Origin of the sequence: Ramlibacter sp. AN1015 (assembly GCF_037726105.1) — a bacterium.
GTDB lineage: Bacteria > Pseudomonadota > Gammaproteobacteria > Burkholderiales > Burkholderiaceae_C > Ramlibacter.
In genome coordinates, this window is sequence record NZ_JBBJUM010000005.1 from 16,706 (window position 1) to 35,262 (window position 18,557).

Annotated in this window: 18 protein-coding genes and 1 pseudogene; 16 read left to right on the forward strand and 3 right to left on the reverse strand. The window is 66.1% G+C overall.

The window, feature by feature from the left end; genetic code table 11:
* Nucleotides 1–174 precede the first annotated feature (174 nt).
* Entirely contained in the window at nucleotides 175–507 is a 333-nt protein-coding gene (locus WG922_RS09405; RefSeq protein WP_340282282.1) for a hypothetical protein, read from the forward strand.
* A gap of 31 nt (nucleotides 508–538) precedes the next feature.
* Nucleotides 539–980 (forward strand): annotated as a pseudogene (locus tag WG922_RS09410) (Orn/Lys/Arg decarboxylase N-terminal domain-containing protein); the annotation flags it as partial.
* 2,886 nt (nucleotides 981–3,866) lie between these two features.
* Here the strand turns inward: WG922_RS09410 and WG922_RS09415 are convergent.
* Nucleotides 3,867–5,030: an MFS transporter gene (locus WG922_RS09415; RefSeq protein ID WP_340282283.1), complete on the reverse strand. Its 1,164-nt coding sequence runs from the start codon at nucleotides 5,028–5,030 to the stop codon at nucleotides 3,867–3,869.
* A gap of 11 nt (nucleotides 5,031–5,041) precedes the next feature.
* Nucleotides 5,042–5,338 carry a heavy-metal-associated domain-containing protein gene (locus tag WG922_RS09420; protein ID WP_340282284.1) on the reverse strand — a complete coding sequence of 99 codons (297 nt, stop codon included), beginning with the start codon at nucleotides 5,336–5,338 and terminating at the stop codon, nucleotides 5,042–5,044.
* Nucleotides 5,339–5,457: 119 nt separating this feature from the next.
* On the opposite strand from WG922_RS09420, the gene WG922_RS09425 reads away from it, so the two are divergent.
* Nucleotides 5,458–6,636, forward strand: a complete 1,179-nt coding sequence (locus tag WG922_RS09425; RefSeq protein ID WP_340282285.1) for an acetate/propionate family kinase — start codon at nucleotides 5,458–5,460, stop codon at nucleotides 6,634–6,636.
* A gap of 188 nt (nucleotides 6,637–6,824) precedes the next feature.
* The gene (locus WG922_RS09430; protein WP_340282286.1) at nucleotides 6,825–7,181 is read left to right on the forward strand and encodes a copper-binding protein; all 357 of its coding nucleotides are present in this window, start codon (nucleotides 6,825–6,827) and stop codon (nucleotides 7,179–7,181) included.
* A gap of 58 nt (nucleotides 7,182–7,239) precedes the next feature.
* Here WG922_RS09430 and WG922_RS09435 read toward each other — a convergent pair whose 3' ends face one another.
* On the reverse strand, nucleotides 7,240–7,470 hold the full coding sequence (locus WG922_RS09435) for a hypothetical protein (protein WP_340282287.1): 231 nt from the start codon (nucleotides 7,468–7,470) through the stop codon (nucleotides 7,240–7,242).
* A gap of 408 nt (nucleotides 7,471–7,878) precedes the next feature.
* On the opposite strand from WG922_RS09435, the gene WG922_RS09440 reads away from it, so the two are divergent.
* The 12 genes from WG922_RS09440 (at nucleotide 7,879) to ppsA (ending at nucleotide 18,527) form a co-directional block, all read left to right on the forward strand.
* Nucleotides 7,879–8,214: a four-helix bundle copper-binding protein gene (locus tag WG922_RS09440; RefSeq protein ID WP_340282288.1), complete on the forward strand. Its 336-nt coding sequence runs from the start codon at nucleotides 7,879–7,881 to the stop codon at nucleotides 8,212–8,214.
* A 23-nt stretch (nucleotides 8,215–8,237) separates the two neighbouring features.
* Nucleotides 8,238–8,450, forward strand: coding sequence for a hypothetical protein (locus WG922_RS09445; RefSeq protein WP_340282290.1), 213 nt, complete (start codon nucleotides 8,238–8,240; stop codon nucleotides 8,448–8,450).
* 35 nt (nucleotides 8,451–8,485) lie between these two features.
* Nucleotides 8,486–8,791, forward strand: a complete 306-nt coding sequence (locus WG922_RS09450; protein ID WP_340282291.1) for a DUF305 domain-containing protein — start codon at nucleotides 8,486–8,488, stop codon at nucleotides 8,789–8,791.
* 181 nt (nucleotides 8,792–8,972) lie between these two features.
* Nucleotides 8,973–9,188 carry an EF-hand domain-containing protein gene (locus WG922_RS09455; protein WP_340282292.1) on the forward strand — a complete coding sequence of 72 codons (216 nt, stop codon included), beginning with the start codon at nucleotides 8,973–8,975 and terminating at the stop codon, nucleotides 9,186–9,188.
* A gap of 139 nt (nucleotides 9,189–9,327) precedes the next feature.
* Nucleotides 9,328–9,414, forward strand: a complete 87-nt coding sequence (locus WG922_RS09460; RefSeq protein ID WP_340282628.1) for a heavy metal-associated domain-containing protein — start codon at nucleotides 9,328–9,330, stop codon at nucleotides 9,412–9,414.
* A 235-nt stretch (nucleotides 9,415–9,649) separates the two neighbouring features.
* Complete coding sequence (locus WG922_RS09465; protein ID WP_340282293.1) at nucleotides 9,650–9,940, forward strand: DUF2933 domain-containing protein; 291 nt, start codon at nucleotides 9,650–9,652, stop codon at nucleotides 9,938–9,940.
* Nucleotides 9,888–10,115: a hypothetical protein gene (locus WG922_RS09470; protein ID WP_340282643.1), complete on the forward strand. Its 228-nt coding sequence runs from the start codon at nucleotides 9,888–9,890 to the stop codon at nucleotides 10,113–10,115. Before WG922_RS09465 ends, WG922_RS09470 begins: the two co-directional genes overlap by 53 nt.
* A 257-nt stretch (nucleotides 10,116–10,372) precedes the next feature.
* The gene (locus WG922_RS09475) at nucleotides 10,373–11,419 is read left to right on the forward strand and encodes a type II glyceraldehyde-3-phosphate dehydrogenase (RefSeq protein WP_445322811.1); all 1,047 of its coding nucleotides are present in this window, start codon (nucleotides 10,373–10,375) and stop codon (nucleotides 11,417–11,419) included.
* On the forward strand, nucleotides 11,416–14,220 hold the full coding sequence (locus WG922_RS09480; protein WP_340282294.1) for a beta-phosphoglucomutase family hydrolase: 2,805 nt from the start codon (nucleotides 11,416–11,418) through the stop codon (nucleotides 14,218–14,220). Before WG922_RS09475 ends, WG922_RS09480 begins: the two co-directional genes overlap by 4 nt.
* Nucleotides 14,217–15,080, forward strand: coding sequence for a universal stress protein (locus WG922_RS09485; RefSeq protein ID WP_340282295.1), 864 nt, complete (start codon nucleotides 14,217–14,219; stop codon nucleotides 15,078–15,080). The genes WG922_RS09480 and WG922_RS09485 overlap by 4 nt, the downstream gene beginning before the upstream one ends.
* Nucleotides 15,073–16,065: an L-lactate dehydrogenase gene (locus tag WG922_RS09490; protein WP_340282296.1), complete on the forward strand. Its 993-nt coding sequence runs from the start codon at nucleotides 15,073–15,075 to the stop codon at nucleotides 16,063–16,065. The genes WG922_RS09485 and WG922_RS09490 overlap by 8 nt, the downstream gene beginning before the upstream one ends.
* Before the next feature lie 35 nt (nucleotides 16,066–16,100).
* Nucleotides 16,101–18,527 (forward strand): phosphoenolpyruvate synthase, encoded by a 2,427-nt coding sequence (gene ppsA / locus WG922_RS09495; RefSeq protein WP_340282297.1) that lies wholly within the window; start codon nucleotides 16,101–16,103, stop codon nucleotides 18,525–18,527.
* The last annotated feature ends 30 nt before the right edge of the window (nucleotides 18,528–18,557 follow it).

An 18,557-nucleotide genomic window follows, 5' to 3' on the forward strand; every position in this document is an offset into this window, starting at 1 on the left:
GAACGGTAATCCGCGGGTCTAGCTAGGGGGAGGTTGGGTTGACTCAGTGCCGGCTGTGCGAAGCGATCGTTAAGTCAAACGCCAAACGATACGGATTGTTCTCCGGTTCACCCCAGCGCCTCGTGAACCCCATGATGAAGCCACTGCGGCGCCGTAATGGGGTCCAGCTGAAGCATGACAGACCCTGATCAAAGTCCAGAGATAACGACCGGCTTCGTACTGGACGTTGCCTGCGTCAGGAAGTACCCGAAAGGCGATCTGGTGCAACGCGGCCGGGAACACAGCGTAGCCTGCGCACTCATGGGGCACTGTGTGGAAAGCGGTTATGCCCTGGTTCAACTCGACGGATCGATGACCCTTCTCGATTCCGCGGCCACGCCGCTCGTAGTCAAAGCTCTGGTGCAGGCACCACATAGCTCAGGAGTTCATTTGGAGGTATCTCGCGAGCGAGATGGTGAAGAAATGAAGACCGTGAGCGTCACCATTGTGGGGGGCCGCCCGCAGTAGAAGTGCAGCGCACCGAGCGCTCGCCAGACCAATGAAGTTCCGCTTTCCGGTTGTCATCATCGACGAAGACTACCGATCCGAGAACCGCTCGGGACTGGGTATTCGCGCGTTAGCACAGGCCATTGAGGCCGAGGGGGTGGAGGTGCTCGGCACGACCAGCTACGGCGACTTGGCTCAGTTCGCACAGCAGCAAAGTCGCGCGAGCGCGTTCATCCTGTCAATCGACGATGAGGAGTTCACACAGGATCCGGAACTCGGCCCCGCGGTGACGAGCCTGCGCGGTTTTATCAAGGAGGTGCGGCGTAAGAACAGCGAACGTGCCGATCTACGTTTACGGTGAGACAAAGACCTCACGGCACCTGCCCAACGACATTCTGCGCGAGCTGCACGGCTTCATCCACATGTTCGAAGACACACCGCAGTTCGTGGCGCGCCACATCATCCGGGAAGCCAGGAGCTACGGAGGCCAGCCACTCGCCAAATAAACTGCCACGAACCGAGGGCGCTGCTGAATCAACGCGCTTCCACCGGCTAAGCTGTCTTCACATCGGCTCTCGTCCCAAAATGCTGTTCATCCTCATCCTGATGGCGTTCGCTTCCGGCTGGCTTGCCGGCGGCGCGCCGTGGAGCCGGTACATAGCCCCCCACGCTCGCCTCGATGGCCCGGAGGATGCTGCGTCCGCAATGCTCCCCACGAAGATCCGCCGGACCGCGACGAAACCCACGCGCGCGGTGATGACGCTCTTTCATCACTGGTACCTGCGGAGAGCAGATCCGGCTGACGCGCCTGACCGTGCATCCGGACAGCCAGCAGTGCACCGGCTGCGAGCTGGACTGGGAGTTGGAAACTCGTGCGCAGCGTCGCTCGCTGACGCGGCAAGACGCATCGCTCGCGACCTGCACTGCCGACTGAGCGGACGATCAAGGCGCCACTGACCGGACCCTGCATAGCCCGCGTCCGTGGCGTACGTTGCTGATGTTCAGCATCTCCTCCGGACCGGTCGCGTGAGATGGCCGATGGTGATCGGTCTGCCCTTCCCGCGAGAGCACCTTGTAAGTGCAAAGCAATTCGGTCAGGTTGTGCGCTGCCCCCTGAGATCAGCCACGTGACGGTCTGGAGTCCAATTCACCCTGACCCTGCCCCCGATTCAGGACCGTTCAGAAGTAGAGACTTCCGGCTCCTTGACCCTGCCCCTCTCGGGCTGCCGAACCAACTGGAGCTGTTTGGGGGAACGTTCAAGGTCTCCCGGTCCACAGGCTGCACCTTTCTCCTCGTACACCTCGGCGGTGACGTAGCTGTCCCCGAACTCGGCGATGAAGGCGTCGTAGAAAACCTTGCTGACCTTGATGCACTGATTGTAGTGCAGAGCTAAAATTAAAGCTCGTCGGTATAAATCGCTTCAATGCTGGTCGGGCACAGGTTGTTCGCAACGGCGGTGTGGAGCGGCGCGCAGAGAGCGAGCCGGAGCCGCAGGAGCTCCGCGCAATTGACACACGTGACGCTGGCTGCATTCGGTGCACCCTCCGGGATCGGAACACACCCCGCTGGCGCCCCGTTCCGCCAGCGACGCATCGCTGTCCGATGGCGCGGACTCAAATTCCCCGAGCGCGGAGTGACCGGTGTCGAAAATCATCGTCATCGTGGCATTAACGACGATCTGAAGATCGGCTTCGCTATTCCCTGCGTCTTCGATGTTGCGCAAGCTCGCACGGGTTGCGCGACCGAAATCACCATAGACACTGGTCCTACACCGACGATGCAGGGCGCCAGCGAAGCCTTCGCGTGCCAGGACGCCTCCACCAGCGAGGCACTTCGTCGTCGCATGGCTTCGCAGTGCGGAGGAGGAACGCCGAAACAATTGCCTTCGTACCCGAGTCACTTCGCGGGCGTACACCCCCGGTGCAGCACATCGTCAACGTACTGTTCGGGCTAGAAGTACTTCGCCGCCCTACCCCCTCGCAGACAAGCGCGCAATGACCTACGCGTTTTCGTCAGCGGCTGAGCGAACGGTGAAGCTCTCAATTAGCTACCTCGGGCGGATCGAAAGCCACTCATTTTCGCAGTCGAACCACTGCTTCGCCGCCGTCGCGCTCCACCGCCACAACGCTTCCGAAGAACACAATTGGCCGGTGGCGCCGGCTCGCGCGCGAAGTGCCCTCCGCAGCCGCAAGCACGCCGGCAGCGAAGCCTCGAAGCGCAGGAGTGCGTCAACCACGCGTCTGGTGATTCGCCGCCCTTGTCGGTGCGAAGATCCGCTGCCGCAGAAGGAGGACGAGTTCACCATCACTACGCAGGTTCTGGGTAGGGAGGGCCGGATGCCAGGGGCCTCGTAGCATAATGAGGCCTTATGTGTTAGCTCCGACGTAAGAATGACCACTGCGCCGCAGTAAAAGTGACCCACCTGGGCGACCGATGGCGGCCTTTTGGCCGTCGAAGTTGACCCAGGAGCAAGCAGTGGAGACAGGTGATGGCCCGTCGGGGCGAGGGGAGAGATCGCAAGGCAGCTGGGCTGCTCGCGAAACACGGTGCGCCGGTACCCCTGCGTGACCAGGAGGCTGGCCGCTACGGACTGGGAGGACAGCGCCGGCAGAGGCTCGGTGAGGGGGGCTCCTCTCGGATACGCCGGGCTCGCCCTAAGCATCCGAGAGGCTGAAGTAAACGTGCCAGGGTGGGTCAGATTTGCTCCGGCGAATTCCTTCAAAGTGGGTCAGACTTAAATCGGCGTTGACACTTATGAAGATGCGTTACCTGAGGCGGCGCCGACCGCGCCGAACGGTCTTGGGCTCACCTTCGTGGTGGCGCGAGAAGTACGAGCGTCAACGTCGAATGCTGGAGGCCGGTGTGGACGGGTCGTGGTTCAGAGGCGTTGATGTGAAAACCTGGAAAATTCCCACTAAGCCGTACCTCTAGGCCCCTCCGTCACGGACGATCATGCCGCAGAAGGCTTGGGCTGCCGCAGGTTAAGCGGACGCAAGGTCATCCGTAAATCGCTTCGGCTTCCGAGTAGGCTCGTCCGACTGAGGAGATCCGGCCACGAACAAGTCGAACAAGGTATGACCCGAGGGTACCAGCCGCCTTCGAGGTGGTCGGTCTGTCCCGCAGGGCAGCGTGCAAGCTACCGATTCACGGGTGAACAACAGGGACTGCACGGCGCTTCGCCTCGCAACACGTCGCCAAGCTTGAAGAGCGGATGGCGGAACTGGGTGAGATGCGGCAGACGCTGCAGCACCTGATCCACTGTTGCCGTGGGGATCATCGGCCGGACTGCCCGATCCTGGAGGAGCTTGGAGCCGGCTCCGGTGCGCATGGCAGGCACGCTGCATGATGGACCGGCGGGAGCCCCGATGCCGCAGCGAAATCAGGCGAGAGGCCCTGCCCGTCTTTGCCCCTGATGGACTGCAATCAGAACTCCCGCAGCAAGCAGCGCCGCAGCCAGGAGGAACGGCACGCCGGCACCCGCGGCGAACAACGTGCCGGTGACACCGGCGCCGATCGCCTGCCCAAGATTCGCCGCGGCCGCTTGTCGGCCCATCGCCCACCCCTGGTTGGCCCCTGCAGCCATGGAAATACGAACGGCCAGGGCCGGAATGAGGATGCCAATGGCCGCGGCTGCGAGGACGAAGGCAACAGCGGGCGTCCAGGATGCGGGCCACGCGAGCAACGACAGACCGGTTGCCATGGCCGCCAGCGCACCGGTCACGAGCCGATGCTCCCCGACCTTGCGCTCCAGCACGGGATAGGCCGCCAGCTGGACAAGGACCATGACTGCGCTGCAGATGGCGAAGTAGATGGCCACATTTCGCAGCAGCAGGGTGAGGCCAACTTCGGCCACGGTGATGCCGAACACGACCAGCCCCGTCAGGAGCAAGGATCTCCAGATCCACCCATCGGCCTGCGGCGAGGGACTCGAGGCTGCGTGCGGATGCGCCATGCCGCTGACAGGGGGCGGCAGGCCAAACGCGAGGGCGCCTGCGACAGCGCAGAGGATTGCGACCCAGCTGACGCCCGTCAGGAGCGGGACGTCGCTCGCCAGGGAGGCTGCCACTGGACCGAGGAGGAAACCGAGAGCGGTCGCGGAAGAAATCCAGGCGAAACGCCGCTGCCGGCCTGCAGGGGCCGTGGTCTCGACGACGTATGCAAGAACAGTGGGAAGAACCGCCGCCGAAACCGCTCCCGCGAGGATGCGGGACGCGTACAGGGCCTGCAAGGAAGAGGCCGCGTCGAAAGCCGCGAGAGACAAGGCGGCGCCGGCCAGCCCCGCGGCCACCACCCACCGGCGGTCGGCCCGATCCGACAACGCGCCCCAGAGCGGCGAACAAGCGAAAAGCGCCAGCGTGTACGCCCCGGTCAACCAGCCGGTATGCGCTGCCGTGGCCACCACCTGGAGCCGACCGAGCAAGGCCGGCAGCAGGGGCAATGTCACCCCGTAGGACATGGACACAGCGGCGGCCGCAAGCAGCAGCACAAGGAAATGCCGCAGCGCGCCCCCACGAGCCACTCCTGCCGCGGCAACGGCCTCCATGCCCTTGCGCTTCAACGGCCGCAGCAGCAGCCACTGCTGGAGCGCCCGCTGCCGCACCCTCCTGCAGTGGCCCGCGGCGGGGTTGCACCAGTGGCGGGAGCAACACGTGCCGCATAGCCGGCGTCGGCAAGCGCCCCGACGAGCGCCTGTGCCTGGGTCGCGACGCCTTCACCACGCACGGTGGCGGCGCCCTCCTGGAGCCGCACGTCCACGGACTCCACGCCCGGAATGCGCGACAACGCTCGCCTGGCAGCCTGCACGCACGAGCCGCAGGTCATGCCATCCACCGAAAGCTCAACGGTTTCCATTCTCTTTGCCTTTCACGTCCCGATACTTGCAGGGTAGTGCCCAGCACGTGTGGGCCACTTGAGTTATGTCAAGCGGACTCAGCGGATGCAGGGGAAGATGACCGCGAAAGAGAAGAATGATGAACCTGCTTGCCCTCAACGCGGGCTCCACCAGCGTCAAGCTCGCCTTGTTCGACATGCAGATGCAGCGGACCTGGAGCGCGACCGTCTCGGGACTGGCCGGCAACAACGCACGACTACGCATCTCCGAACGTTCGGCAGCTGCCTCCCGCAGCCTCGGGCCGGCCGACTTCGAAGGGGCGCTGGAACAATTGATGAAGGCGCTGTCTGCGGCGAGGCCGCAGCTTCGGCTCGCCGCAGTTGGCCATCGGGTGGTGCACGGCGGCGACATTGCTGCCGACGTCGCGGAGGTGGACGATGACCTCATGGATCGGCTGGCGCATTGGGGTCGCCTCGCCCCACTTCACCAGCAACTCAACCTGTCAGCGATCCAGGCCGCCCGCGAACGCTTTGGCGAGACACGGCACTTCGCCTGCTTCGACACCAGCTTTCACCGCACCATGCCGCCAGAGGCGCGCCTCCTCGCGCTGCCGTCCAGCCTGCGCGCGCTCGGTCTGCGACGCTATGGCTTCCATGGACTTTCGTATGCCTCGGTTCTGCGGCAGCTCGATGCTGCCGGAGCGCCTGTCGGCGCTGAGCGCGTAGTCGCTGCTCATCTGGGAGGCGGCTCCTCGCTGTGCGCGATCTCGTCTGGTCGCAGCATCGAATGCAGCATGGGCGTCACCCCGCTCAGCGGGATTCCCATGACCACCCGCTGCGGCGACCTCGATCCGGGCGCCCTTCTGTTCCTCCAGCAGAATCAATCCCTCGATGCAGCACGCCTGGAACACCTGCTGTATGCGGAGTCCGGGCTGAAAGCTCTCGCCGGCACTTCCGGTGACATGAAGCACCTGCTGGAAATCCGTGACCAGTCGTCCGAGGCCGCGCAGGCCGTGGCGTACTTCTGCTACCACGTGCGCAGGCACATCGGCGGCTTGGCAGCCGCTCTGGACGGCATCGACCGTATCGTGTTCACCGGCGGCATAGGCGCCAATGCCCCCGCCATTCGCACCGAAGTTTGTTCGCGCCTGCGACATCTCGGCGTCGAGATCGATGCCGTGGCGAACGCAGCCAACGCGCAGACCATCAGCGCGCTCGGCAGCGAGGTGCAGGTGAGCGTGCTCACGCCTGATGAGGAAGCGGAGATTGCGCTTCATTCGCTCGCGCAGCTTGGCTGCGTTTCCTCGTCTGATCAATGATCAACGAGTAGGCCAGGACTAAGCCATGATGAGCCGGACTGCCACATTCGAAGCAGACGATCTGCTGCCACCACTCAATCCTCGGGCACCGCTAGCCGCAACCTCAGGGCGGGAACACCAGTAAGACGTCCTGCTACTGGCCAAGGACGGCTCGAGCAAGGTTTATCAACGCTACAAAGGAGCAGATCATGAAGCGATATCTCATCACCGCAGCCTTGGTTCTCGGTGCGAACAGCGTGTGGGCACAGCAAGCGGTGCCGCAGGCGGCGGACGACCACAGCGCCCATCACCCGAGCACCGCAGCAGCTGCGGCCCAGGCCACGGATTTTCCAGAGGGCGAGGTGCGCAAGGTCGACAAGGCAGCCGGCAAGATCACGCTCAGACACGGCGAGATCAAGAGCCTGGATATGCCCCCCATGACCATGGCATTCGCGGTGGCTGACGCGGCCATGCTCGAGCAGGTGAAGCCCGGCGACAAAGTGCGCTTCCGCGCTGCTGACCAGGGCGGCAAGCTGACAATCACCCAGATCGAAACCGCAAACTGAGCGGCTGGTTCGCCTCATCACCGCGCGAAGAGGAGCCGCCTGGCTCCTCCCTTGTTTTTTACGAGCCGGTGCACAGCGTCAACGCAGTCCTACGGCGCGCCGCATCGCGCAGCCGTAAATTGTGTCTGTGTCCATCTTGCGGCTCTTGCTGACGATATTGCTCGCTGTCGCCGTTCCGGTGCAGGCAGGCGCTGCTGCCGCTGTCTCCGTATGCCGCCATCACCAGCAAGATGCGGTCGCACATGGGATATCGTCCCATCGCGTGGCCCAGGAGTTTGATCGACAGCATGGCACCGCCACGGCTGCCCCGCGTGTTGAGAGCGTGAGCCATCGAGGCGGCGATCAGGCCACGAATCCGGACAAGGCGCAGACGCACTCAGCGTGCAAGTGCGCGAAGACGTGCGTCCAACCCATGGCTGCGGCGTCCAGCGCTTTGCCCATCAGCCTGAGCGCCCAGGCGATTGGTGCGGCTTCAACTCCCGGGCAGCGACCGAGCTGGGCTGCTTCCGTTCCCCACAAGCCACCAAAGGCCTGATCTTTCGGCGCCGTTTGCCGGCCAGGTGCGCTGGCATATGTCCTCGGCCGCCCAGCCTCCATGATCGTTTCCCCGGCTGGTCCTCGCGCATGCGTAGGGCCACACCCTGAGCCGCCCAGGGATCCAGGCGGCAACCATCGATGAACCACAAGGAGTCTTCACATGCCACACCAGCAATTCAAGAGCTGTATCAAGGCCTGTTATGAATGTGCCGAAGCCTGTAACCACTGCGCCGCGGCGTGCCTGCAGGAGCAGGACGTTAAGATGATGGCGCGCTGCATCGCGCTCGATATCGACTGCGCGCAGATCTGCGAGCTCGCCGCAGCCGTAATGTCGCGCGCCAGCGAGTCCTCGGAAATGGTCTGCCGGGCTTGCGCGGAGATCTGTGAAATGTGCGGCCAGGAATGCGCCAGGCATCAGATGGAGCACTGCCAGCAGTGTGCGCAGGCGTGCAAGCGGTGTGCGGACGAGTGCCGCAAGATGGCCGCCACGGCTTGAAGCCCCTTCGCAAAAAGGCCACCATGAGCACTGAAGCCACTTATCAGCACGAACGGCGGCGTCATGAGCGGCGTGCCGCGCCGGCTTCCGCCCACCACGCCAGCACCGCGGGCGCCCATTCCATGCACAAGGCCAGCTATGGTCGGTTCGTGACCATGGTCGCCACATCGACTCTGCTGGGCTTCGGTGCCATGTACGTGAGCACCTATCAGCTGGATCACGTGTACTTCAGCTGAACAGGGTGTTCATGGCGCTTCTCATGGGAGGCATCATGACCGCCGTCATGATGCTCTTCATGTGGCGCATGTACCCGAACACGCGCGCCAACTATGCCGTCCTCGGCGCAGCAGCACTGCTGTTCCTAGTTGGGGTGACCCTGGCCCGGACCCAAGCGACCGTTGGCGAAGTCGACTGGATGAAGGCCATGATCCCCCACCACTCGATCGCCATTCTCACCAGTGAGCGGGCCACCATCAGCGACCCGCGGGTGCGCGTTCTGGCCGACCAAATCATCGAATCCCAACGAAAGGAGATCGCCGAAATGAAGGCGCTGGTCCAGGAACTGGGAAACCGCTGAGGCATTGCCTCGAAACAAGGAGTTCAACATGAGAGTACTTATCACGGCTGCTCTTGCTGCCACGCTCGCCGGTTGCGGCGCCATGGCTGATACTGGCCCCGGCCGATCCGCTTCAGGCGACATGCCCGCAATGCGTAGCGGGATGCCGGGCGGCGGGATGCAAGGAGGCATGCAAGGAGGCATGCAAGGACGCCCGGGTGCGGCCATGGGCATGGCCGACCACATGCGCGCGATGGACACAAACGGAGATGGCCTGCTGTCCAAGCAGGAGTTCCTGAAGGCTCACGAGGCCATGTTCGACCGCATGAAGAAAAACGAGCAGGGACAGGTCGCCATCGCGTCCATGGGCTCCATGGGCGGAATGGATGGCATGGTGATGTGTCCGATGATGAAGTGACTTTCCCGTGCAGCACCGCAGGTCCTTCGTATTTTGGCTACCCCGGTCCCAACGCTTAACTCTCCTATGGTGGGAAGGTTGAAACTGCCTTCATACCGTTTCATAGGAGGCTCCTGTGATTGAATTCGAAGTCCCTGGGATGACCTGCGGTGGGTGCGCAAACCGGATCGCGCGCGCCTTGTCGGCGTGGGGTCGGAGGAGGACGCGCGCGTGGAAATCGATGTAGGTACTCGCCGCGTGCGGCTGCACGCGCCAGAAGGTGAAGACATCGAGGCATACCGCTCGGCCATAGAGGCGGCTGGATACTCAGCCCGGGCGGTGACCACGTCGACCCCCGCGCGCCGCGGCGGTGGCTGCTGCTGCGCCAGCCGGCGCAGCGACTCGGATGACGTACATCAACGCGTCAAAGCGAGCGCGGGTGGATGCTGCGGCTGAGATTCACAGCCTCTTGAAGGACTGACATGGCACACGGAGCACACACCACAAGCGGGCCGCAGACCGCCCGGTCGTTCTGGCGCTCCCCTTTCGGGGTTGCCGTAACGGTGCTGGCCGTACTGGCGAGCATTTACCTGTACCTGCCGCACCAGGACCATGGCAACGCGTTGCTGCCGTACCTAGTCGTTGCTACGTGCCCGTTGATGCACGTGTTCATGCACCGTGGCCATGGGCATGGCCACGGCCACCACCAAGAGGCCGGCGATGATCAGCAATCTCGGAGAGTCCAAGGCGAACCCGAATCGCGGCAGGGCTGAAGCTGCCGACTTGGCGTCTGGTGTGGGTGCGATGGCACTCGGCGCCGGACTGGCACTGCTGGCCCATGCGGCCCTTGCGCCATACGCATTGCAACTGCTCGTGGTTGGACCGATTGTCCAGGACGGCGGGATGACGCTCAAGAACCGATCGGAGAGCGATGAGCGGGAACAGTAGTTGTGGAGCCTACCAGCACATTACAAAATGGTCAGGTTCAGACGGCGCTCTGGGCCGGTTGATTTGCCTCAATTGCCGGAACCGATTGCATCGTAGGGTCGGATGGTCGCTCCCACTATGAGCAGCTTCCACCACGTAGTCGAGTGAATTCAATGCGCCCGGCTGTCCTCTGCAGGGAGCCACGAACGGTTCATGCGGCCGCACAAGTTGGCGCAGCAGTGCACGGTCGCAATGAACAGGATCTCTTCAGTTGTTGAATGGAGATTGAAATGGGTAAAGGCATCCGGGTTGCAGTGAACGGCTATGGCGTGATCGGAAAACGCGTGGCCGACGCCGTGGCGCAGCAGATCGACATGCATGTCGTTGGTGTCGCCGACGTCGTGGCGGACTGGCGACCCCGAGTGGCATTGGAGCGCGGATTCTCACTGTTCGCCGCAACGCCGGAGGCAGACCAGACCATGCGCTCGGCGGGACTTCAGGTTACCGGCACGCTTGAACAGCTTCTCACCCGGGCCGATGTCGTGGTCGACTGCACGCCCAAGCGCATTGCGGCGAAGAACGTGGACATCTACCGCCAGCTCGGCTTGAAGTTCATCGTCCAGGGCGGAGAGAAGCATGCGGTGACTGGACATTCCTTCGTCGCGGAAGCGAACTACGCCAGCGCGCTCGGCCGGGATGCGACACGCGTCGTCTCCTGCAATACCACCTCCGTGGTCCGGACGCTCGGTGCGCTCAAGCGCGCGGGCTTACTGCGCAAGGCGCGCGGCACGCTCCTGAGGCGCGCCACCGATCCCTGGGAGAGCCACGAGGGCGGGATCATGAACACGCTGGTCCCCGAGCCCGAGATCCCCAGCCACCAGGGTCCGGACGCCCAGACCGTGGACTCGGACCTGGACGTGGTGACGATGGCGGTCAAGGTGCCCGAGACGCTGGCGCACCTGCACTACTGGTCGGTCGAGATGACCCGCGCGGCATCGACGGAGGAGGTGCTGGCGGCGCTGCGGGCCTCCACGCGCATAGCCCTCATCCGCTACGCAGATGGCCTGCCCTCGCTCAATGCGGTGAAGGAGCTGATGGCCGACGTCCGCCGGCCGCGCGGCGACCTCTACGAAGTGGCCCTGTGGGAGGACATGCTGAAGGTGCAGGGCACCGAGTTGTTCTACGCCTACATGGTGGACAACCAGGCCATCGTGGTACCCGAGACGGTCGATGCCATCCGCGCCCTCACTCGCTGCGAAGTCGAGGGTACGGACTCCATCACCAGGACCGATGCCGCCATGGGCATAGGAAAGGTTGCCCGGTGAGCACGGGCTTCGGGGCCGCGATCTTCGACATGGACGGCGTCATCACGCGCACGGCGCAGTTGCACGCGCAGGCCTGGAAGGAGCTGTTCGACGCATTTCTGCAGGAACGCGGCGGGGCTTTCGAGCCCTTCGACGCGCGCGCGGAGTACCGCGCCCTGGTCGACGGCAAGCCGCGCATCGAGGGCGTGCGCAGCTTCCTGCGGTCGCGCGGAATCGAGCCAGGAGAGAAGGAGCAGGCGGCACTCGCAGAGCGCAAAGATGCGATTTTCAAGCGGCTGCTGGGTGACGAGGGGGTGAAGACCTTCGCCTCCACCTTGCACCTGGTGCAGGAGCTGCGCGAGCGCGGCGTCAGGACCGGCGTGGTCACCTCCAGCCGCCACGGCCGCGAGATCGTGCAAGCCGCCGGCATCGAGGCTTTGTTCGACGCCCGTCTCGACGGCGTCGACCTGGACGCCCTGGGCCTGAAGGGCAAGCCCGATCCGGACATGTTCCTGCGCTGCGCCGAGCAGCTGGGCGTGCCTGCCGGCCGCACGCTGGTGTTCGAGGACGCCATCTCCGGCGTGGAGGCCGGCCGGCGTGGCGGCTTCGGGCTGGTGGTCGGCGTCGATCGCGGCGATAATGCCGCGGCCTTGCGCCACGCCGGTGCAGACGTGGTGGTACAGGACCTCGCCGCGCTCACTGCCGATGGCCTGGAGGCCGCCCTGCGCCAACGTCAGGACACGTTGGCCTGGCATATCGAGCAGGAAGGCTTCGACCGCGCGCGCGAGCGGCAGATGGAGAGCCTGTTCGCCATCGGCAACGGCTACATGGGCCTGCGCGGTGCGCTGGACACGCCGCCGCCCGGTGCCCACTGCGACTTGTTCATCGCCGGCGTCTACGACCGCAAGCGCGCCGACCTGCCGTACTCGGAGCTCGAGTTCCTCACGCCGGGCCGCGGCGACGATCCTCACGCCGAGCTGGTGCCGCTGCCCTCGCCGCTGCGCCTGACGCTCACGCTGGAAGGCGAGCCGCTCGACTTCGGCGGCCCGCACGGCCGCGAGCTGCGCCGGACACTGGACATGCGGCAAGGCGTGCTGCACGTCGAGGCGCTGTACGAGACCGCGGGCGGGCGGCGCACCCGCGTGCGCACGCGCCGTTGCGCCGCGCTCACCGACCCGCACCTGCTGCTGCACGAGGCACTCATTGAGACCGAGAACCATTGGGCAGCGGTCGAAGTGAGGCCCACGCTGCGGGACACGCATGCCGCCGAACGGCACCCGCACATCGAGCACCTGGAGCATCTCGTCGACGGCGAGCTCGAACTGGTGCGCTACGCAACCCGGGCCTCCGGCGTGGAGGTCTGCATCGCCGCGCGCGCACTGCGCACTGCCGAGGGCCTGCGGCGCTTCGTGAGCGTCTTCACCAGCCGGGACGCCCCCGACCCTCGGGCCGCCGCGCTCGCCCATGTGGGCGCGCTGGACTGGGGCCACTTCGATGCGCTGTTCGCCGGCCACGCCCAGGCGTGGGACGGCTTCTGGGAGAAGGCCGACATCCGGGTCCCAGGGCGGCCCTCGGTCGCGCAGGCGCTGCGCTTCGGCGCCTACCACCTGCGCCTGCCGGCTGGCGACGACCCGCGGGCCTCCATCCCCGCGCGCACCTTCACCGGCCGCGCCTACGAGGGGCACATCTTCTGGGACGTGGAGGTGTTCATGCTGCCGTTTTTCCTGCACACCGAACCGGAGCGCGCACGCAACCTGCTGCTCTACCGCCACCGCACGCTCGAAGGCGCACGACGGCGCGCCCGCGCGCTCGGATACAGGGGCGCCTGCTTCGCCTGGGAGTCCACCGTAACGGGCGACGACGTGACGCCCTCGCGGATCGTGCTCAGGAGCACGGGCAAGGAGATCCCGATCTTCACCGGACGCCAGCAGATCCACGTCACGGCGGACGTCGCCTATGGCGTCTGGCGCTACTGGGAAGCGACGGGGGACGAGGCCTTCCTCGCCGGGCCGGGCGCCGAGATCCTGTTCGAGACGGCGCGCTTCTGGGCCAGCCGGGTCGAACGCGGCGAGCGCCACCTGCACATCCGCGGCGTGGTCGGTCCGGACGAATACCACCACGATGTCGACGACAACGCCTACACGAACTGGATGGCGCGCTTCAACCTCGAGCGCGCCGCCTGGGTCGCGGACCACCTGCACCGGGCCGGCGCGGAAGCGGAGGAATGGAAGCGCGTGGCCCACGAACTGCATTGCCCGGGGCCGGGGGCCGACGGCGTGATCGAGCAATTCGCGGGCTTCTTCGCGCTCGATGCCTATTCGCTCGCTGACGAGGAGCGCTTCAAGGCCCCGCTCAGCCGGCTGTTCGACTGGGATCGGATCAATCGAATGCAGCTGATCAAGCAGGCCGACGTGCTGATGCTGCCCTTCTTGTTCCCCGAAGCATTCTCCGAAGCGGTGGTGGCAGCGAACTACCGCTACTACGAGCCGCGCACCGACCACGGCAGCAGCCTTTCGCCCGCCGTGCATGCGGCCATCGCGGCACGCCTGGAGCTGCGCCAGGACGCCGAGCGCTACTTAAAGCAGAGCCTGTGGCTGGACCTGCAGAACGGCATGGACAACAGCATGCTCGGGGTGCACCCGGCGGCGATGGGCGGCACCTGGCAGGCGCTGGTCTTCGGCTTCCTCGGGGTGCGCTTCTCCGCCGACGGGCCGCAGCCGCACGCTCGCGCCGGCGCGCGGCTGCCGGCGGGATGGGAGGCGGTCGAGATGTCGCTGGCCTGGCGCGGCGGCAGGCATCCGCTGCGGGTGGAGCGGACATGAAGCAGTACCGCTCCCTGTTGCTGCCACTGGACGGCTCGCCCGAAGCCGCCAAGGCGGTGGGCTGCGCGCTCTGGCTGGCAGGGCAATTGGGCGCCACCTTGCACGTGCTGCACGCAACGGCGCACGTGCTGCCGGGCGACGAGGCGATCGCGCGTCTGCGCCTGCCGCAGGCCGCACGGGCGCAGGTTGTCGTGCACCAGCTGGCCGCAGATGCCAAGACGGCGGTCCTCGATGCCGTGCGCGCGCACGACGTGGAGCTCGTGGTGATGAGCGCCCGCGGCGCCTCGGCCTCGGCAGGGGCGCCGGTAGGCGAGCGCCTCGGCGGCGTGGCCCGCGCCGTCATCGAGGCTTGCCCCGTGCCGGTCGTGCTGCTGCCCGTGCGCTATCGCGAGGCCTTGCCCTGGCATGTCATGCTGGCGGCGGCCAGCGGCGAGCCTGCGGCTGACCGCGCGCTCGAAGCGGCCGCGCAGCTCGCCGCCGCCCTCGCACTGCGTGTCGAAGTGATGCACGCGGGCAACGGTCCGGTCGGCACGGCAGGGTATGCGGACGCGGCCCACCACGAATACGGCCGGCAGTTGCAAGAGATGGTCCAGCAGGGGCTCGCCGGCTGTACAGCCGACGAGTCGCGCTCGGTGCGCGAGGTGCTGCTGCGCCCCGGTGACCCCGCCGCCGCCCTACTGGAGCACGTCGAGCGCAAAGGTACCAGCCTGTTGGCGCTGGGATGGCACGGTGCGCTGGGTGGCGGCCGGGCGTCGGTCTTGAAGCGGCTGCTGGAGGAAGCGCCCTGTGCGCTGCTATTGGCGCGGACGCCAGAGAGCTCGCCGGCGCGCCTGAAGGTCGGGGAGGACCTCGATGCATGAGATGCAGGAGACAAGCCGAGTGGCTGTCGTGGGCGCCGGCCGCGTCGGCAGCACCTTCGCGTACACCCTGGCCACCTCCGGCCTGGTGCGCGAGGTTGTGGTGATCGATGCCGATCACGAGCGGGCCGAGGGCGAGGCCATGGACATCGCGCAGGCCGTGCCGTTCTCGGTGCCCGTGCATGTGCGCGCCGGTGGACTGGCCGACGCCGCCGGCGCGGCTGTCACGGTGATCGCGGCCGGCGCAGCACAGCGGGAGGGCGAGACGCGTCCGGCGCTGCTACAGCGCAACCTGGAGATCCTGCGCGGCATCGTGCCTGAGGTCGTCCGCGCCAACCCGGACGGCCTGCTGCTGGTTGCCACCAACCCGGTGGACGCGTTAACCTTCGCGGCACTACGGCTGTCGGGCTTGCCGCCCGCCCGCGTGTTCGGCTCCGGCACCGTGCTCGACACCGCGCGACTGCGCTCTGAACTGTCGACCCACTACGGCGTGGATCCGCGCAATGTTCACGCCTACGTGCTCGGCGAGCATGGCGACAGCGAGCTCGTCGCCTGGTCCACCGCCAGCCTGGCCAACGTGCCGCTGCATGCGTACTGCGACCTGACCGGCATGTCGTGCACGGAGGCGGACATGGACGCGATCGCCGCACGCGTGCGGAACGCCGCTTACGAGATCATCCGCCGCAAGGGCGCCACCAATTTCGCGATTGCCGCGGCGCTGACGCGCATTGTCGGGGCAGTCGTGCGCGATGAGGCTTCGGTGCTGACCGTCTCGACGCTCATCGAAGGCCACTACGGCATCGACCGCGTCTGCCTGAGCCTGCCGGCGATCGTCGGCCGCGCCGGCGTGCGGCGCGTGCTTGCCGTACCGCTTTCCGTCCCCGAGTCGGAGCGCCTGCGTGCATCGGCCGGCGCCGTGCGCGCGGCGATCGACAGCGCCGCGCTTGACGCCATACAGGACCCGAGAGCCCCGCGTGCGCAGGACTAGCCACACCCCAATCCGACGAGCAAAGGAGAACCCGCATGCCTGCAAGTGCCCCATCCCCCGCGTACGTCGCATGGTTCGAGAACCTGCGCAACGAAGACGTGCCACGCGTCGGCGGCAAGAATGCATCCCTCGGCGAGATGGTGCAGCAGCTTGCATCCCGTGGCGTCCGGGTCCCCGGGGGCTTCGCCACCACCGCGGGCGCGTACCGGGCATACGTGGAGACCAACGGCATCCGAGCCGCGCTCGCACAGCGGATGCTGGCGCTCAAGGACGGCAAGGCGACGCTGCACGAGATCGGTGAGGCGGCGCGCCGCCTGTTCCTGGACGGCCAGTTTCCGCCGGATATCGCCGACGCTATCCGGGATGCGTACCGCGAACTCTCGCGCCGCGTCGGAGTGGAGCTGGCGAGCGTGGCGGTGCGCTCCAGCGCTACGGCGGAAGACCTGCCCGATGCCAGCTTTGCTGGGCAGCAGGAGACCTTCCTCAACGTGCGAGGCGAGCGCGAGCTGATGGACGCCTGCCGACGCTGCTATGCCTCGCTCTTCACCGACCGCGCCATCGCCTACCGCGAGGCCAAGGGTTTCGACCACATGGAGGTGGCGCTGTCGATCGGCGTGCAGCGGATGGTGCGCTCGGACCTCGCCGGCTCCGGCGTGATGTTCTCCATCGACACCGAGAGCGGCTTTCCGCGTGCCGCCGTGATCAATGCGGCGTGGGGCCTTGGCGAGACCGTGGTGCAGGGTACCGTCGACCCGGACAAGTACGTCGTCTTCAAGCCCCTGCTCTCCGACTCTACGCTGCGCCCGATCATCGAGAAGACGCGCGGCGCGAAGGAAATCAAGCTGGTGTACGCGAGCGGTGGCAGCGCGCGCACCGCGACGCGGCAGACCACGCAGAAGGAGCGCCAGTCCTTCGTGCTCAGCGACCAAGAGATCCTTGAACTTGGGCGCTGGGCGGCGGCAATCGAGGCGCACTACGGGCGCGCGATGGACATGGAGTGGGCGAAGGACGGGGAAACTGGTGAGCTTCACATCGTGCAGGCCCGCCCGGAGACCGTCGTGTCTGCGCGCAGCCCCGGCACGATCAAGTCCTATCGGCTCAAGGCCCGCGGCAGGGCGATCCTCACCGGCTCGGCAATCGGAGAGGCGATTGCCGCCGGGAAGGCAGTCGTCATCCGCAGCGCCGACGAAATCGCGCGCTTTCCGGACGGTGCGATCCTGGTCACCGAGATGACCGACCCCGACTGGGTTCCGATCATGAAGAAGGCCGCCGGCATCATCACCGATCACGGCGCCACCACCAGCCATGCCGCCATCGTCAGCCGCGAACTCGGCGTGCCGGCGATCGTCGGCACCGGCCAGGGGACGCGCCGGCTACGCGACGGCCAGGAGCTGACGCTGTCCTGCGCCGAGGGCGAGCAGGGTGTCGTGTACGAGGGTCTGTTGCCGTTCGAGGCGCAGGAGCTCGACCTCGCCGCCATCCCGCCGACGCGCACCGCCATGATGGTGAACATCGCCAGCCCGGCCTCCGCCTTTCGCTGGTGGCGGCTGCCGGCCAAGGGCGTGGGCCTGGCGCGGCTGGAGTTCATCGTCAGCAACTTCGTGCGCGTGCATCCCATGGCGCTGCTGCAGCCAGAGCGCGTGCAAGATGCCGGCCAGCGCCGCCAGATCGAGGAACTCACGCGCGGCTACGCCAACCCGGCGGACTACTTCGTGGACACGCTGGCGCTGGGCGTTGCCAAGCTCGCCGCGCCATTCCATCCGCATCCGGTGATCGTGCGGCTGTCGGACTTCAAGACCAACGAGTACGCGGGGCTCCTGGGCGGCGCGGCCTTCGAGCCGCGGGAGGAGAACCCGATGCTCGGCTGGCGCGGCGCTTCGCGCTATTACGACGAGCGCTACAAGCCGGGCTTCGCCCTGGAGTGCCGCGCGCTGGCCAAGGTTCGCAAGGAGATGGGCTTTTCCAACTTGCTCGTGATGGTGCCCTTCTGCCGCACGCCGGACGAGGCCGATCGCGTGCTGGCCGTCATGGCCGACAACGGCCTCACGCGCGGCGCCGATGGCTTGCAGGTCTACGTGATGTGCGAGGTGCCTTCGAACGTCATCCTGGCCGAGGAGTTCGCCAGACGCTTCGATGGCTTTTCGATCGGCTCCAACGACCTCACGCAACTCGTGCTCGGCGCGGACCGCGATTCGGCGGATCTCGCCAAGCTCTTCGACGAGAGGAACGAAGCCGTCAAGCGCTTTGTCGCCGAGGCCATCGCCAGGGCGCAGGGCGCCGGTATCAAGGTCGGCATCTGCGGCCAGGCGCCGAGCAACTACCCCGAGTTCGCGGGCTTTCTGGTTGAGCAGGGTATCGACTCCATTTCCCTCAATCCGGACAGCTTCGTGACCGCCGTCGGCCATGTGGCGCAAACCGAGCAGCGGATTGCTTCCAGCTTGCCCGGCCGGTCAGCGGTTTGATGTTCGTGCACCACTTGCTGGCGAAGGCAA